Annotated in this window: 14 protein-coding genes; all 14 read right to left on the reverse strand. The window is 45.0% G+C overall.

From position 1 onward, the window contains the following. Positions 1-3: 3 nt before the first annotated feature. The 14 genes from K401_RS0129100 to K401_RS33345 all read right to left on the reverse strand — a co-directional run bounded on the left by K401_RS0129100 (position 4) and on the right by K401_RS33345 (position 16,934). The gene (locus K401_RS0129100) at positions 4-315 is read right to left on the reverse strand and encodes a PTS fructose transporter subunit IIB (RefSeq protein WP_024296253.1); all 312 of its coding nucleotides are present in this window, start codon (positions 313-315) and stop codon (positions 4-6) included. Then, positions 316-1,416: a class I mannose-6-phosphate isomerase gene (locus K401_RS32145; protein WP_024296254.1), complete on the reverse strand. Its 1,101-nt coding sequence runs from the start codon at positions 1,414-1,416 to the stop codon at positions 316-318. A gap of 522 nt (positions 1,417-1,938) precedes the next feature. After that, positions 1,939-2,505, reverse strand: a complete 567-nt coding sequence (locus K401_RS0129110; protein WP_024296255.1) for a hypothetical protein — start codon at positions 2,503-2,505, stop codon at positions 1,939-1,941. A gap of 11 nt (positions 2,506-2,516) precedes the next feature. Continuing rightward, on the reverse strand, positions 2,517-4,670 hold the full coding sequence (locus tag K401_RS0129115; protein WP_034620061.1) for a hydantoinase/oxoprolinase family protein: 2,154 nt from the start codon (positions 4,668-4,670) through the stop codon (positions 2,517-2,519). A gap of 23 nt (positions 4,671-4,693) precedes the next feature. After that, positions 4,694-5,974, reverse strand: coding sequence for a hypothetical protein (locus tag K401_RS0129120; RefSeq protein WP_024296257.1), 1,281 nt, complete (start codon positions 5,972-5,974; stop codon positions 4,694-4,696). A 45-nt stretch (positions 5,975-6,019) separates the two neighbouring features. Then, positions 6,020-7,393 carry an FAD-dependent oxidoreductase gene (locus K401_RS0129125; protein ID WP_024296258.1) on the reverse strand — a complete coding sequence of 458 codons (1,374 nt, stop codon included), beginning with the start codon at positions 7,391-7,393 and terminating at the stop codon, positions 6,020-6,022. A gap of 245 nt (positions 7,394-7,638) precedes the next feature. After that, a complete protein-coding gene (locus K401_RS32150; RefSeq protein WP_024296259.1) occupies positions 7,639-8,418 on the reverse strand; it encodes an IclR family transcriptional regulator in 780 nt (259 codons plus the stop codon). 412 nt (positions 8,419-8,830) lie between these two features. Beyond that, positions 8,831-9,727 (reverse strand): 2-hydroxy-3-oxopropionate reductase, encoded by an 897-nt coding sequence (gene garR, locus K401_RS0129135; protein WP_024296260.1) that lies wholly within the window; start codon positions 9,725-9,727, stop codon positions 8,831-8,833. Positions 9,728-10,066: 339 nt separating this feature from the next. Further along, complete coding sequence (locus K401_RS32155; RefSeq protein ID WP_024296261.1) at positions 10,067-10,768, reverse strand: GntR family transcriptional regulator; 702 nt, start codon at positions 10,766-10,768, stop codon at positions 10,067-10,069. 26 nt (positions 10,769-10,794) lie between these two features. Continuing rightward, the gene (locus tag K401_RS0129145) at positions 10,795-11,685 is read right to left on the reverse strand and encodes a sugar phosphate isomerase/epimerase family protein (protein ID WP_024296262.1); all 891 of its coding nucleotides are present in this window, start codon (positions 11,683-11,685) and stop codon (positions 10,795-10,797) included. Between the two features lie 15 nt (positions 11,686-11,700). Then, positions 11,701-12,669, reverse strand: a complete 969-nt coding sequence (locus K401_RS0129150) for a D-2-hydroxyacid dehydrogenase (RefSeq protein ID WP_024296263.1) — start codon at positions 12,667-12,669, stop codon at positions 11,701-11,703. Positions 12,670-12,696: 27 nt separating this feature from the next. After that, positions 12,697-14,655 (reverse strand): alpha-amylase family protein, encoded by a 1,959-nt coding sequence (locus K401_RS0129155; protein ID WP_024296264.1) that lies wholly within the window; start codon positions 14,653-14,655, stop codon positions 12,697-12,699. A 22-nt stretch (positions 14,656-14,677) separates the two neighbouring features. Continuing rightward, on the reverse strand, positions 14,678-16,729 hold the full coding sequence (locus K401_RS0129160) for a family 10 glycosylhydrolase (protein WP_024296265.1): 2,052 nt from the start codon (positions 16,727-16,729) through the stop codon (positions 14,678-14,680). Then, a complete protein-coding gene (locus K401_RS33345) occupies positions 16,680-16,934 on the reverse strand; it encodes a hypothetical protein (protein WP_024296266.1) in 255 nt (84 codons plus the stop codon). Before K401_RS33345 ends, K401_RS0129160 begins: the two co-directional genes overlap by 50 nt. Between the last annotated feature and the right edge of the window lie 28 nt (positions 16,935-16,962).

Below are 16,962 nucleotides of genomic sequence, written 5' to 3' on the forward strand. Positions count from 1 at the left end.
CCCCTATTTATCAATCACTTTTTCCACTTTCTGCATAAACCCGATGGGATTTTTAATCAATGTCGAAGTATCTACCTTGATAACTTTTTTCCCTTCAAAGCGCTCCGCCTTATCAATCGCCACGTCAACTGCCAGAATGACCACATCTGCATCTGCAATAGCCTTCGGATCCAGTTCATTCTCTATGCCGATATTTCCCTGTGTCTCACAAGCAATGGTATGCCCGCGAAGCTGTGCGCTCTTTACCAGCTTTTCTCTGGCAATGTAAGTATGCGCGATTCCTGCAGTACATGCTGCTACCCCAACAATTTTCATTCACAAATTCTCCTTCTCCGAGATAAATGGTATTCCAATGGTTACCTTACAGCCCTTTCCTTCCAGCCTCAAATCTTTACATGCCGCAGGTATCAGGGCCGCATGTCCCTGCACCAGCCGGAATGCTTTATCACCCTCTCTTAGTATCAGATCATGTTCCACCGGAATCAGAATCCTGTGTCCGTCAAACTCCGGCAGAACGTAAGTTCCGTTGAGTTCGGCAAGCTGTATGCCGAATGAATCATTGTCCGATTCATTGATCAAATCCGTTATGATGTATTGTTCCTGCTTCTCAATAATGCGTTCCTTCATAATAACCTTATGGACGATCTGTTCATCTGTATAGGTTGTGTAGTCAAACAAACTGAGGCCGTCGTCCGTGCTGAGTCCGCAAAACATCTCTTCATCGCTCAGCGTCATCTGATTAATGTTTCGCTCCACTCTGACCGTTACATCGTTACACTCATGGTATTCCAGGAACAAACAGCCTGGTCCCACACAATGCACCATTCCCGCCGGAATTAAAATTGTCTGTCCCCGCCTGACCGGTATCTGGTGCAGGCAGTCAAGCATCTTCGGAACATCCTGCTTTTCGATTAAATCCGCCCAAAGCTGCCTGGTCACATGAGGTTTAAAGCCGGCATATACGCATAAGTTATGTTCCTCTTCTCTGGTTCCTGCAATGTACCATGCCTCGCTCTTACCCATGTGCATCTGGAAAAATCTTCTGGCATCCTCCCGCTTTGGGTGGCACTGCATCACCAGTCTGACCTTAGTATCTCCCGCCCGTGCCAGAACTGTCAATTGACTGGGATTATATTTATGAAATCTTTTTCCCAGCACTTCCTCCGGATACTCCCGGATAATATCGCTTAACAGCAGCGCTCCTTGTTCCTCTATTGTTCTGCTGACTGCAAATCCCTCCTCCTTTCCCTTGGAAATTGCGCCGATGGATGTGACAAGCAGTTCCTCACACATATGGGTATCTTCACCCGCCTCAGCCTTCCGCCACTCATTCAGCAGTTTCCCGCCGATGTAAAATCGTTCAATCCGATTGTCCTGGAACAACAGCGGTTGTTGAACTTGTGTCTCATCAATCATGTGTCATGTACTCCTTTCCTAATTTTTGATATTTCACAAAATTATCAAATTACAACTGGATACAGCAACAATTATCGTCCAGCTGTTGTGTCCATTATATACGAACAGACATATATGAAAAATAAACAAAAAAAATTATTAATGTGCTCAATATTCGTTTATTTTTATTTCCAAATAATGCAGTTGTTTATTTTTATTTGTGTATATGTAACACAAACCATAAAGTAAAAAATGAGATAACCTAAAGAGGTAAACGATACCCTAATAGTTCAACACAGCTTTTTTCTGTGTCTTACTATCAGGGTACCGTTTACCCCTTTTTAGATCTGTGTCATAAACCTGTAATATTAAAGGACGGTATATATCAATTATTCAGTCCTTTTTTCACACCTGAACATCTTACAGCCCATGTAACTCTGTGCCTGATTTAAAACATATGCCGCTCTATTCTGCAGCACCTGTCAAGCGGATATTCACAATCCGCTCCGTTACTTGCTCACAACGTGCCTCGCTTTACCGGACTTACTTGATCCGGTTAAAATAAATCTGCTCCAGTTCCTGAGGTTCAAACTCCAGTTTTAAATATGCTTTCGTAAATGCATTTGCAGCAATTTCCTCTGCCGGGAGAATCCGTCTTGTCACAGGAATCATCTGGAACAGCTTCACCTTACGTTTGAAGGAATCCCCCGTCCTTCCCCAGCGGAACATCTCAAAATAGTGGTACATTTCATGGCACAGGATAATTTCTTTTACAAGATCTCGCTCCATCTGCCGGGATATTATACGAAGCACCTGACTGTTCAGCAGCACCTTTTTCTGCTTAACATGAAACTCTGCAAATTTCACAAAGTTTGGGCGGGTATTATCCTTGTCGTTTTCTTCAAGAATAAGAATTCCCTGCATGTTGAGAATCTGGCTGGGTACTGCTGAGCGGAACTCAGCCTTAAGTTCATCGGCTCTCTTCTCTCCAAACCGGACAGCCTCCCGGATTATTTCGATTTTTTCCTGTTCAGGCAGGGATTTTGTATATTCAAACCGTTCAAACATCTGAAGCCCTGATTTTTCCACTCTGCTGTATTCCTGTGCCATATATTTTCACCTTATCTCTTCTTGATAATTGCCAGATAATCACTGCCTGGTGTCAGCCGCTTAAACTCAAGGTCTGCCAGAGCCATAATCTGTTCTTCGCTGTCCAATCCGGACAAATCTGCAATCTTGCCATTTACCACCAGATGGATAATCGGAGAAGTTTTCCCTGATTCATCGAACTTCATATGTTCTTCCACCCGTTTTACAAAAGATGCTCTGTCTGATTCACGGATTACATAATTATCACTGTCATCCACATTTAACCGGATCACTCCGCTCATATCGATTACACAAGTGGTCCGCATTTTTTTCTTCATAAAAGGAAGAAAACCTTTTTTTGATGACACAACGTCAAAGGCATGGAGAGTCGGTGAATGATAGATATCATTGACAGCACTTACTTCCTGATTACTGAAAGCCTGGATTACCTTATCCTTAATCTGTTCATCATCCAGCACTTCTCCATGAGATGTCTTTGCACTTAAGTCCGTAGTCCCCACTGCAGTTGCCCGTACAATATTCTTGGCCGTGTCAATATCTATGGTTATTTCCACAGACTCCGGTGAGGCGCCTGAGCGGATCGCAGCCTGCTCCGCCTCATTCCTTATCTTCATAATATCATCCTGTGTTGGATTTACAATCGTTCTTTCCACAGAATCGCGCACCATGGCCAATGCCGCACCTATGGTAGCAATTACTGAGGCATTCTGGGCGACTTTGTACTTAAGCTTCATCTGTTCCGCCACGTATGGCACCACAGAGCTTGCCCCGCCGCCTCCTCCTGTCAGTATAAGGTAATTTTTCGACAGATTATATTCTTTGACAAATTCCTCTACAGCAGGAACAACCTTGGCAACAGCTATAACCATAATCTCCGAGGCAATACTTTGTGCCGGGCGGCCAAATTCCCGCTCCAGTATCTCAAATATGATTCTGACGCTTTCGGGATTTGCCCTGGCATAATCGCCATCTCCAACTTTTCCAAGATAATTTGCCGTACAAGTCAAGGTCACTGCGTAACGTTTTCCTTCTTTCGTCTCCAATGCCAGGAAATCACAGGTTTTATCTTTTGGCGTAGTGACACTGATCACCTTTGCCCCTTCCAGCTCCTTTGAATCTGCAAAGCATGCATAGGCAAGTCCGGCAATATGGGAACTTCTCGGTCCCACATCTATGATTTTCTTCTGGTTAAAACGTATCATGCTTCCGCCGCCGATACCTATTGTATGGATATCCAGTGATGTTACATAAGTATTATGACCGCCAATCTTAGAATACTTTGTTACTACTTTCCCATTCCTGATTGCGGATATATCGGTACTTGTTCCTCCGACTTCCAGAAAGATTCCGTCTGATATCTTTTCGTACATCAAAGCTCCCGCAACCCCTGCTGCCGGCCCTGACAAAACAGTGAGTATAGGACGTTTTTTGACCTCATCGATCTGCATGACACCGCCGTCACTTCTCATAATCATTAGAGGTGCCTTGATCTGTGCATCTTTTACTGCCTGACCGGTCAAATCCGCTGTCTGCATCATCTTCGGAAGAATTGATGCATTAATAACTGCTGTTTTCGTCCTTGCCCTCAGCCCGTAAAGTTTCGACAATTCATGGGTTGCAGTGACCATCATGCCTTCTTTGGCTGCAGCCTCGGCTGCCTTCTCCTCATTTTCAGGGTTGTCCACGGAAAAAGCTTCGCTTACAACAAGTACATTGATATGCTCTTTCTTAAAATCTTCTACTGCCTGAATGACTTCAGCCTCCGGCACTCCATTCCCTGTATTGATGAATTTATAGGAGGTTTTTATCTCTTTGTCATCCTCTAGTTTTACTCCTCCAATATCCGTATCTGCTTTTACTTTAGCCACACCGATACCGCTCCCCATACCCAAAATACCGATTTCGGCCACATCGCCTTCTAAAAGCGCATTGGTTGCCTGAGTGGTCCCATGCGCTATAAAGACCACGTCCTCTGAGCTGCAATGGATTTCCTCCAGCAGCATGTTCAATATGTCAATTACCCCTCGGGTAACTCCTTCTTCTGCATGATGGGTCGTGTGAACCTTTTTGATGCCTACGATTTCATATGTCTCATTATCAAGAGCAATGGCATCTGTAAAGGTTCCTCCCACATCAATTCCAATCCTTATTTTTCTTCCCATCATTTTTTCCTCATTTACTCAATTTACTACATAAAGAATACTACTGCAAGAATGACTCCTGCCAGTACAAAGAGAGCATCGATCAGGAATGTTCCCCGCGTATACTTTCCAACTCCCAGCTGCATATAACCGCATGCCCAGGTTACCTGAGAAGCTGTCGGGTCATTCACTGCCACATAATAATCATAAAGCCAGGCCAAAGTTACAATCAGTCCAATGGGAAGCCCTGTTCCCAGAAGAATACCGATCAGAGCAGCCCCCAGCCCCCAAGGATTTAACGGTCCTCGGTACATTGTCAGGAACGGTCCGATGGCTCCAAATACCAGAATAATCATAAGCGGTGATGTGGGCACGACTTTTGTAAGCAGCGCCTGTATGGGGGCCAGTAAAAGCTCCTGCTTTGCGGCTGCCAATACCATACCGATGCCCATCATAATCACAATTGTCACAGAAACATTGGCAAAACCATCAAATGCTGCTTTATTTATTAAATCAAGGGAACCCTTGAATCCCACTTTCCATTGGGTACATAAAACTGCATAGATAATACCTGCAATCAGTGCAGTATTCACGTCCCACTTAAATGCCATAACAAGTACCAGAGGAATCACAGGAGCAAGTACGGCGTATAAAGGTACATCGCTGTCATTGGCTGAGACTGATTTTTTCTCTGCGGACCAGGAAAATACCGGCCCCTTTACCTTGATTCCAATAACAATTAAAAGAATACTGATAATAATACCTGGAATAATCAGCATGATAGCCGTATTCTTCACAAGCGGGTCTGACGCTTCCAAACCTACAAGATTACCGATAAACGTCCATCTTGCAACATTCATGAAATATCCAATAGACGTTCCCGCAAGCATGACAAATGCTGCAATCACCTTAGGTACACCGACAGACAGCATAATCGGGAACACAATTAAGCCAAGCATAATCTTAGCGCCTACTCCGCTTAAACCGATGAAACAAAAACCGCAGGCCAGAAAACAAAGAATAGCCATAAAATATGGATTATCCCCTCCCATTTCTGCCGCACTGCGGATTAATTTCTCAGCAATGCCTGTCTTTCGGATCACTTCTCCAAGCACCGCCGCTATCAATGTTGAAAAGATAGCACCCGACAGACCGGAGATCCCGCCGCCTACAACATCATTCATAATTGTTTTTACAGGTATTCTTACGATAAGGCAGAGTACCACTGCCATAAGCGGCAAAGCAGCCACTGCATTGATTTTATCTGTTACCATCAAGGCAACGATAATAATAAATGCCGCTATAATTAAAACTGTTGACACATTCATAATCCCAACCCTCTTCTTTCTTCTAATCGAGTATGTACTTTCAATTTATTTATGCCTTTTTAAGCACTGTCCCTGCTCTTCCAGTATTTCCTGCAGTCTTTTGGTATCAAGCTGCTTTAGCTTTATATCACTTCTGACAGCCAGGGCTGCTGCTGTTCCGGCTGCCTGAGCCATTGCAAAGACACTTGGCATAATCCGGATGGCTCCCAGTGCCTCATGAGTTGCCGACACGCAGCGGCCTGCTGTCAGGACATTATCCAGATCTCTGGTGAGAAGGATACGGAATGGGATCTCATATACATCGGCCACATCCGTGTGCTCTTTCTTATAGCTCGTCCCAGTGAGAGCTCCTTTCGCCGGATGCAAATCTACAGGATAACTGCACAGGGCTATGGTATCCTGGAACTCTGTGTTCTCAATCATATCCTGTTCCGTCAATATGTATTCGCCTATGATCCGCCTTGATTCCCTGACTCCCACGTTTGCTCCCACCTGAGCCAGGCGTGCATTCTCTAAGCCGGGAAGCTGTTTGAAGAATTCCATCAGAAAATCCACCTGTCTCATGCCATCCATATAAGCCTGATTCATATCCTTGGAATCCACCGGATTCCTCCCCTGGATACGGGTGGTATTCAGTCTCCACTCTCCCGGATTGACCATGTGGTACATGCCTATCTTATTCCGGTTAATGTTGAATTTGCCTTCCTGTCTTGCCTTCTCAATGATATGGTGGTAAGGCAGGTATCTTGTTTCTTCGTCCTGGCTTAAAAATTCCTCGATTTTCTCATCATCAGCGTTGTAAATCCAGAAAAACAGTGTCATGGGCTGCAGTCCTGTCTCCACATCCTCCATCTCACAGGCAGCACCTGCCTTTACATTTACAAAGGCATCTCCAGTACAGTCTATTACTATTTTCCCCTCAAACAGCCGGAGGTCGTTTCCATCAAATGCCACAATTCCAGTAACTCTGTCACCCTCCATCTCCACATCCAGAATGGTGGTGTTCAGATAACATTCCACGCCGGCCTCCACCAGCATCTCCAAAAGCACCATCTTTAGTGTCTCCGGATGAAACGGAGTTACATTATTATGACGGAGCTTGATATAACAGCCATAGTTACTTACAGCCCCTGTCTTAGATGGATGAACTGCACCGCCCTTTTCTTCCATTCTTTCAATAATTTCATTAAAAATCCCCTTGATAATCTGCTGTTTGCCTGAAGGGTCAAAACATGTCATAAATGGTCCAACCAAACCATTCGTCGCTGTTCCTCCTACAATGGATGTCTTTTCTACCAAAATTGTCTTAACCCCGTTCCTGGCACTGGCAATCGCTGCTACCACACCGGCACATCCCCCACCGCACACAATTACCTCTGCAGTTGTCACACTGCTGACCTTTGCTGTGTACTTTTCCATAGTTACCTCCTTTTTGAATTTCGTATTTTTAATTATCATTTCGTAATACGGTTTATTATTTGCATTAGTTTCGTATTACGAAACAACTTTGTGTTTTTATAATACATCTCTTACACTTTAATGTCAATTATTTTTTGTATTTTATTACAAATGCACAAATACAAAATCAAGGGCATGGAGAAGAGATTTCATAACTCTCTCTTCTCCATGCCCTTGTAAATGTCATTACACGTTTTTCTGTTTATCTATAAATATCCTGCATAACCCAACTCACCGGAAATACGGTTTACTGTATTCATCAAATCTAATATTTTTCTGGAGCGTACCTTCTGATCCTCCAATGATATGGAATGGATGCTCAACACGCATACCAGATTTTTGGAATAATCAAATACAGGCGCTGCTGCACAGGGGAGAGCACCCACGTCCCGTTCAGAATATCCGTAACCCTGAATAGAGATATTCTTAAGTTCCTGGCGGTATTCTGCTTCCTGCTTCACAGTAAGTCCTGATGGATACATGTTTTTGCCTTGCTGCCAAACTGCAATATTGGCACAGCAAGTCTTCACGATGATGCTCTCCTTTGCAAGTACCTCTCCAACACGCAGAGGTGCCAGCATGCCGCCTTCCAGACAGTCCATCACAACAAAATTGTGTTCCATGCGTTTGCTGACCAAAAGAAAACCTTCTTCTGAACACTGATCTTCAGAAGAGGAACTTACCTCTCCAGCCAAAAGTCCGGATATGTATTTACGTATAATAATCCGGATATCCACTTTCTCATAAAATGCATTGGCCAGGCTCAGTATCTTAAGACCCATAGAATATCGTCCCGTCTGTTCATCCTGCTCAACGAAGTTCTTCTCCATCAATGATGTCAGAAGTCGGTAAACCGTTGTCTTATGCATATCGACACGGCTGCTGATTTCCAGCAGCCCCAATCCCTCCGGCTCGTTGCTCAATACTTCCAATATGGTCAGGGCCTTACTTACCGAGGCCACTTTGTCTTCAAATCTGTTCGCCACTTCATCTCACCGCCTAATTTCTACATCATAATAACAAAAAAGCTCTTGCGCCGCAAGAACTTCTTTACTTTGCTTATAGCTAACCTAATTATATCCAATAACACGGGGCATCGTCAATCACAATTTTGCCCAGTGCGTTCAGCCACATCCACCAGTTACATGATACGCTATGATGTTGACTCTCCTGACCAGAAGATTTTTATCAGCGGTGCGTCCATAGCGGCCAGTAGTAATTCCCCCATAATATGATTTCTTTATCCTCAGGTTTGCCAGATTTTCAATATCATATCCGACCATTAAACAAATTGGTCAGTCACAAACCTTTTATCCACTAAATCAATTGGATATTCGCAATCCGCTTCGCTATTTACTCACAGCGTGCCCCGCTTCACCGGGCATGACCTCATCGCTGCTATTGCAGCTTGTCCGGACAAACCGTAATATTAGCTATCTTTTCATAGTATTTTACAATCGCAGAGTGATCATCCTTGTCATTATCATCTGCCCGCAATGCCTGCATGATTTCCATCAGCTGTCCTGTTAACGGCACCGGTGAACTGACTGCATGTGCCGCATTTAATGCGTTATTTAAGTCTTTGATGTGCAGTTCAATCCGAAACCCCGGTTTAAAGTTCCGCTCAAGCATCATCGGTGTTTTGGCATCCATAACTGTAGACCCGGCAAGGCCACCGCGGATTGCCTGATACACCAGCCCCGGATCGGTACCGGCTTTTTTTGCAAACGTGAGCGCTTCTGAAATCGCTGCTATGTTGACTGCCACAACCATCTGATTTGCCAGCTTTGCAACATTCCCGGAACCAAGTTCCCCGACATATACGGACGAACCGGCCATTACCATCAGCATTTCATAATACTTATCGAATAACTCCTTCTTTCCGCCGACCATTACCGACAGAGTACCGTCAATTGCCTTCGGTTCTCCGCCGGAGACCGGAGCATCCAGCATCTCAATCCCGAACTTCTTAAGCTCCTCACCGATGGCTTTACTCTCAGTTGGATCGATCGAACTCATATCAATTAAAACCGTTCCCGGCTTTGCGCCTTCTGCGACCCCGTTCTCACCCAGAACAGCGGCTCTGACATGGGGCGAATTGGGCACCATGGTTATAATCACTTCAGCCTGAGCCGCCGCCTCTTTGCCGGATTCTGCCGATGCTGCTCCGCAGGATACCAGTTCGGCCACCGCCTCTTTATTAAAATCAAAAACAACTAACTCATAACCTGCATTTACTAGATTTTTGGCCATCGGTTTTCCCATAATTCCTAATCCAATAAACCCGATTTTCATATTATAATACCGCCTTTCACGTCTATTTATATTTCATTTTACAGAATAAAATAATTGCTGAAAACACAAGTGTCATGATATTAATCGCCAATACCGTCAAGCCGTGTACATTAAAAACATGAACCGACCACATAGTTAAGCCTGCTACCTGCATCAAGTACATTCCCAGTGAAATAAAATCCGTATTTTTGTCTTAAAAACCTTAACTTCCTGCAACAAAATGCTATTGTCGTTAAGCGAGCTGCAATCATTCCTATCATATATTTATGCGATCCTGTAAACTGGCCGTTATAAATAATCATCCTGTTCAGGTATTTACATTCATAACAGCCAGTACATTTAATTACGTTTCTTCCTTTTTTTCTGCTTGATTTCCTCCATATATCTCGCCAATTTTTTACTTAACGAAAGGGTACTGTAATGAAAATGAATACTCATATATTTTTCCGCCAGTTCGGCATCATTTAATTCCAATGCCGTAATCACATCCTCATGCTCTTTATACGTATAAGGAATACGGCTCCCCTGAAATGGTATTACATAAGTAGAGAGCTCATATCTCGTTAAAATATTCTGAAGGAAGTCAGTTACATATGGATTGCTGCCGATACGGGCAATTGTCAGATGGAACTCACGATCCAGGGCATCGGTTTTATGGGTATTGTTCTCATCAAATTCCGATATCTGACGATTGAGTTCCCGCAGCCGCCATATGTTCTCCTCGTTTGCAAGAGGCGCTGCGTTGCGGGCCGATAAGCATTCCAGCGTTGTCCGCATTTGCTGGAGGTTCATCAGCTCCTCCAGTCTGAATTCCGGAACCTGTACGCCCCGCTGGGGATTATGAACGAGAAGGCCTTCATTCTGCAGCAGACGAAACGCTTCCCGCACCGGCGTCCGGCTCACACCAAACCGCTGGCACAAATCCGCTTCTTTAATCTTTTCGCCGGTTTTATACCGTCCTTCGGAAATGCCTTTGCGTATCTCCTGGGCAATCATATTCCCGGTAGTGTCCGTCGAATTCAGCATTATTTTCTCATCCATTATGTTATCCTCCTTGCCGGGCGGTTTTATGCCATTGCCCAGGCCCGATTTATTACTCGCTTTGTATTTGCTAAAATAATATCTTCTTCCTCATTATCCCATGGTTTCACTTCAAAAGAAAGTACATACGGGTTTTTTTCGTTAAAGAAGCCCTCGTCTTTCAGTACCCGGAAAAAATCCGTCAGCTCAGGCACATCATTTGCGCTGTCCGGAAAGCCGAACCTCGGATGCAAATCCCCATATGCCAGACAACCTGATTTTACCACGGCGTTGCCGATATGCAGATGGGTAATATAAGGCCGCAGTGTCCGGATGACAAATTGGCTGGTTTCATAAGTGGTCGGGAAATGGGATAAATCTACCAGCAGCCCAAAATTACTGCAGCGGCACCGCATATCAGCCGCAAACCTGGCCGCATAGGGTGCTGGGCCAATTAAGGCGGCTTTATCCATGTCAAAATCAAACACTTCCAGGTTTACATTCATTCCTTTTGCTGCCGCATACCTGCATACACTTGTGGTGGTTTTAAGCAGCTGCCGGTAAGCCTCATCCTTAGTTTCTTCCAGCCACCTGCCTGACAAAAAGGCAATCCCTTTGGCTCCCAGAGCGGCTGCCTCATCCACCGCATCCAGCAGAGTCTGCTCCGCCTTTTGTCTTCCCTCTTCGTTTAAGTCATTGGGGTTCAGCCCCGTTCCCAGTAAGCGCGGCTGTGCGCCATAGCAGACCGTCATATGACTCTGCTGAAGTAACACTTTGGTCCGTTCACGCTTCTCATCGTCCTTGATCGGACCGATTTCAATGGCGTCAAAAAAATCATCAGCCGCAATCTGGCGGACCGATTCCAGAATATCTTTTCGCGGATGACTCATCCACTGAATTAATCCAACTTTAAAATACTTATGAATAGATTCGTTCATTTTTTCTCTCCATTATTAAGGATTTACCACATTTACAGGAGTACCGTCAATAAATCTTTTCAAATTTTCTACAGCAATCTCCATCAGCCGAGCCCTGCTTTCTTTCGGCGCCCAGGAAATATGCGGAGTAATGATACAATTCGGTGCCTGAAGGAGCGGATTATCTTCCTGGATCGGTTCTGATGAGACCACATCCAGACCGGCTGCAAATACTTTGCCGTTTCTCAATGCATCAGCCAGATCAGCTTCAACAATTAACGGCCCGCGGGAATTGTTGATAATAATCACGCCATCCTTCATAACCCCGATAGTCTCTTTATTGATGATTCCTTCCGTTTCCGGAAGCAGCGGGCAGTGCAGAGAAATTACATCCGCCTCCTCCAACAAGGTATCAAGAGCACTGTAACTACATGTATCCGTTACCAGATCCGGGTTCTGATAAGCATCATAAGCTAAAATCTTCATTCCCATGGCCTGAGCAATCCCTGCAGTCGCCTGACCGATCCGGCCAAAACCGATAATCCCCATTGTCTTACCCGCCAGCTCAATCAACGGATAATCCCAGAAGCACCAATCAGGACCGGCACTCCAGCGCCCTTCGTAAACAGCCTGGCTGTGATGCCCAATATGGTGGCAGATTTCCATCAGCAGTGCAATGGCAAATTGTCCGACTGCTGCGGTACCGTATGTGGGAATGTTGCATACCGGAATGCCCTTTTTACTGGCAGCCCGGATATCCACAACATTATATCCGGTTGCCAGCACACCGATAAACTTCAGGTTTTCACATTGTTCGATGACGGCTGCCGTCAACGGCACCTTGTTGATGTATACAGCTTCGGCATTACCGATTCTTCTGATGATTTCAGCCTCGTCATCACAGGGGCTCCTCTCGTATACCGTCAGTGAGCCCAACTGTTCAAGTCCAGTCCAGCTGAGATCCCCCGGATTTTCTGTAAACCCATCCAAAACTACGATCTTCATTGTCCGATTCCCTCCTTTGCAACAGCATTAAAGCTGCACTAAAAATGCTTTATAAACTTCACCCTTTTCCATCGATATCTTCATGCCGTTCTTATAGAAGGTATCCTGTAATCCGGTTTTCGTCATCACCTTCACGGAGGCCGGCTTTATATCCTTTAATACCACTGATATCTCCGGAATCTCTGACGGCTCAAAGAAGGTCATTCCGTTGAAACCGGTCATATTAATCAGCTGCAGCAGATGCTGGGAATCATCAATCTGTGAAAGGAACATTTCCACCATCGGCCCCGCATCGGTAATAAACGGCCTGCTTTCAGCAGCCCCAGTCACATCCAGCAACAGCCGTTTGAACTCATCATACCCGTATTGATAGTAATTTTCCGCAATCATCCACGGTATGTAGATATTCCCGTTTTCACTGAATGCCATCATACTGGCCCCTGTTACCTGATGACCAAAGCAGCGCTCCGGCGGTCCAAACATCGCCTTTTCAACTTTTGGCAGCAGACCTCCGGTTTTCTCTAAGAGTTCTATCTCACGATACTGCTTATCCAGAAAGACCCATTGCTTATCTTTAAAATCAGAGAATACAAACTTGGGTTCTGTCAGCAGATAGGTGCCTCTCACATCAGTAATCTGTTCTTTTAACCGGACTCCAAACAGCTCACTGACATAAGCTTCATCACCCTCCAGCGCCAGGCCGCTGCCAACTACCCGTGCAGTGGTTTTAACCAGTGCCGCCTTAACCGCCTCTGAGAGTGTCCTCACTGCCGGCAGGAAAATCAAGTCATAGCGGTCGAATTCATCCATTATTGATTCAAGTGCTGCAACTTCAACAATTCGAAATGGAATATGTTCTTCTTTCAACATCCGGAACAGTCCACGGTATTCTTTGTTGATCACATGTCGGGCCGTATCACAAACCACCATGATCTTTTCATTATGCCTGAAATGTCCGTAATACCGCTCATAACGTTTATGATATTTGAAGATTTCACGAACTGACAAGAAATTATCATAGTCCGGATAATCATCAAAATTTCCGATAATACACCAGTCAAGCCCGGACCCGGCAGCCAGATTACCATATAAACGTATTTCATTCAAATATTTGGAAACTCCCATAAAGCGGTAGGGCAGGTCAACGGCATTAATGGCACAATTGGAACTGATCTTGTTTTCATAGCTGCCTTCTATCACCCCAACATTATCCGTACTGTTGTAAATCCAGAACGGAAGCAGCCGGTCCAGTGCCGAATTCGACTCATTTCTGACAATATCCACGCCGTGGGCGGTATAGGTACTGACCGCAATTTCCGGCGAAACGGAACGGGCCAGCTCGTGAATGCTGGTCAGAATTTCATTTAACGTAATCACCTTAAATTCCTGATATTTGCGGAATACCGGGTTGCTGTCATCTTCTTTCTCCGGCAATGGCTCACCGTACATTTCATAGAAACGCGACTGACAACCCTCACACTGACAAATTCCCACATCATTGCCGCTGTAATCAAAGGTGATATACCCGAACATATTAAAGAAAATTCCGTCTACTGGATATTTCTCCAGCACTTCCCGGATGATTTCCAGAGACCATTTACGCTGGTATTCACCATTTACACAGGTTGCTACCGTATCATGATAGCGTATTGGGGAACCATCAGGCTTCCTCGAATACCATTCCGGATGAGACTCATAGAACCGTTCATGGGTCTTGCTGAAATCGAAACGGGCAATGACTTTAATGTCATTTTCATGACATTTAGTTACTACCTCATTAAAAAAATCTCCTTCCATATAAGGACTTTTCCATTGACACTCCAGCTTGCTGGGATGAAAGGCCGTAATTCCCCCGCAGCCAATCTGTAGTACATTTACATCAAAACTTTTCAGCCATTCAATGTGTTTGTCAATATCCATGTTTGCATCAATATCCCGGATGTTGTTCTGAATCATCCGGAGATTATTTTTCATCCACCAAGCCATACTTACCTCTCATTCTGCCAGCCTATGCTGTTTCTATTGATATCATATTCCAAACGGATAATTTACTTAAACTTACAATCACCTGACTGCCTTCCTGGTGCCAGCTTACCGCTTCATCCTCGATTACAGCAGATACGGTTACGGCGGTTCTGCCTTCCGGCAATTTTACTGTAAATCCGGCATTGAAATAAGGAATCGAGCTGATCAACGGCCGCTGGCCGACACCGTTAACCAAGTGCACTAATATGTCCTGACCATTATGATATACCGTGGTCAGAATTCCAGCCACCGTTTCAGCCATGATGAATTCTTTTGAAACACCGGTAAGGGCATCCAGACAATTCCGCATCAGCAGGTAATGATCTTCCAAATGATAGTCTAAAATCAATTCACTTAGACCAAAACCCAGGGTCATCACAATTCCATCCTGATACGAATGGCGCAGAATCAGCGGCAGATCCGTCTGGCTGACCGGCATACTGGCCCGCTCCGGCGGAGCCCCCACTGCGTCCATTGGAGCAAATGGAGGAACCAGGGTAGCCAGCACCTCAGTATTGTCCTGAGGCTTCATATAGAGCACCTGTCCCCTCAATGGAATAAAAGTGATTTCCTCCAGCTGATTGCGCAGGCTTGTATCTTCTGTTTCTAATCGGATATAGCTGGCAGTAAGGGAATCACTTTCGGTTACCGCCGGCTTGATTCCCATATACGCCGCCAGTTTCTGGATTGCCGATGCATCATGCTTTTCTATAAGCAGCTGCCCTCCGCTGCCGGCAAAATCCACCAACATTGCCGTCACTTTCTCATTCAAATAAAAGCCAGCTGGTACGACCAGAACCTGATATTCTTTCATCCGGTCCAAATTCATGTGATGGACATCCATGATGTCAAACTGATACTGTGTGGCACACATTCCATCCACCCAGCCGGAGGCACTGCGCGAACCGTCCCAAAGCAGCAGTACCTGCGAAGAAGCAGACGCTCCATCCATCTGTGTTTCACAAAGGCTGACCATCCGGTTGATTTCCCTGACAGCCCCCAGCAATCGTTTATCTGTAACTGTATCATTAAAACCTGTAATCGAATGCCACAGATGAGCATTGCCTGCCATAACCTGAGCCATCCAGAACATGTACTCTGCCTTTGGAAGTCCGGCATGACGCCAATCCATTCCCGGACAGGAATGAATGATTCCGAAGGGCCGGGGATAACCGGGAACTGCATTGCCGATTTTCATATTTATATAGGGCTTCCATATAGCCGGAACATTCTTTACCCCAACCGATAGGACATCCTGTGCTTCGGTACAGATTAAATCTGCAGAAGCATAACGTTCATCCAAATTATCTACCGCCCAGGTCTCTCCCGGCAGCAGATCAAAGCCGTAATAATACAGAATCAGCGGAATATCACTGCGGATATTCTTAACCGCATCATTCAGCAGGCTGATATTCTCTTTCAGGCACAGCGAATTCCAATCAGTATCAAAATCTTCCGCTGCTGTCGGCAGTTCTGTTCCGTACAGCTTTCTATATTTTGTCTTGCAGTTTTCACACCAGCACGGAGAACCATGAGGAGCATTGAAAAATATGCCGTCAATATCATATTCTCTGACGACCTCTTCCATCACTGGAACCGCCACCTCTTCGTTGCGGTATCCGCTGTTGATGCAGGTAGTCAGGAGCAGTGACCAATTTCCCATTCTTTCTTTTCCGTAAATCAACGGTGATTTATCCTGCTGCTGAACAAACCAGTCCGGCCTTTTCAGATAAATAATATCTTCTGCCTTGCTGAAATCGAAACGGGCAATAACCTTAATTTCCCGCTGATGGCAGGCCTCGATCAGTTCCTTAAGCAGCTCCCTCTCCGGCGGTAAAAATTCGTTAATATGATGATGCTTCACCTTACTCTGATACCATGCATAAATTCCGCCCACATTGATGACTACCACATTGGCATAATCTGCCTCCAGCTCTTCGGCAATCTTTTGTGCATCCATTAACGGAGTATCAGCAACCTGAAGGTTATATTGAATGATTCTCATTGGTTTTTTCCACCACACTGTTTCGCTCATATCCATCCTCCTGTTTTGGGTTTTGTACCCAGTACAGCTTTTGCAGCCGCAGCATTGTCTGTTTTGATATATTGACCTGTTTCTGTTTTTTCATCTTCTGGCCGGCATGATAAGCACACTCTCCCGGAAGCCTTACCTGTTCCGAGTGCTTCCAAATTCTCTCCAGCAATTCATCACCACGTTTTTCATAGATATTTATATCCATTCGGGGCTTTTTGAGCCTTTGATAGAAA

Source organism: Lacrimispora indolis DSM 755, assembly GCF_000526995.1.
Lineage (GTDB): Bacteria > Bacillota > Clostridia > Lachnospirales > Lachnospiraceae > Lacrimispora > Lacrimispora indolis.

What these genes read in the sequence shown, in the direction of transcription:
- K401_RS32145 (WP_024296254.1), bottom strand. Translation starts at nt 1,416, where the DNA reads ATGATTGATGAGACACAAGTTCAACAACCGCTGTTGTTCCAGGACAAT.
- K401_RS33345 (WP_024296266.1), bottom strand. Translation starts at nt 16,934, where the DNA reads ATGGATATAAATATCTATGAAAAACGTGGTGATGAATTGCTGGAGAGA.
- K401_RS0129120 (WP_024296257.1), bottom strand. Translation starts at nt 5,974, where the DNA reads ATGAATGTGTCAACAGTTTTAATTATAGCGGCATTTATTATTATCGTT.
- K401_RS0129100 (WP_024296253.1), bottom strand. Translation starts at nt 315, where the DNA reads ATGAAAATTGTTGGGGTAGCAGCATGTACTGCAGGAATCGCGCATACT.
- K401_RS32155 (WP_024296261.1), bottom strand. Translation starts at nt 10,768, where the DNA reads ATGGATGAGAAAATAATGCTGAATTCGACGGACACTACCGGGAATATG.
- K401_RS0129160 (WP_024296265.1), bottom strand. Translation starts at nt 16,729, where the DNA reads ATGAGCGAAACAGTGTGGTGGAAAAAACCAATGAGAATCATTCAATAT.
- K401_RS0129115 (WP_034620061.1), bottom strand. Translation starts at nt 4,670, where the DNA reads ATGATGGGAAGAAAAATAAGGATTGGAATTGATGTGGGAGGAACCTTT.
- garR (WP_024296260.1), bottom strand. Translation starts at nt 9,727, where the DNA reads ATGAAAATCGGGTTTATTGGATTAGGAATTATGGGAAAACCGATGGCC.
- K401_RS0129110 (WP_024296255.1), bottom strand. Translation starts at nt 2,505, where the DNA reads ATGGCACAGGAATACAGCAGAGTGGAAAAATCAGGGCTTCAGATGTTT.
- K401_RS0129125 (WP_024296258.1), bottom strand. Translation starts at nt 7,393, where the DNA reads ATGGAAAAGTACACAGCAAAGGTCAGCAGTGTGACAACTGCAGAGGTA.
- K401_RS0129155 (WP_024296264.1), bottom strand. Translation starts at nt 14,655, where the DNA reads ATGGCTTGGTGGATGAAAAATAATCTCCGGATGATTCAGAACAACATC.
- K401_RS0129145 (WP_024296262.1), bottom strand. Translation starts at nt 11,685, where the DNA reads ATGAACGAATCTATTCATAAGTATTTTAAAGTTGGATTAATTCAGTGG.
- K401_RS0129150 (WP_024296263.1), bottom strand. Translation starts at nt 12,669, where the DNA reads ATGAAGATCGTAGTTTTGGATGGGTTTACAGAAAATCCGGGGGATCTC.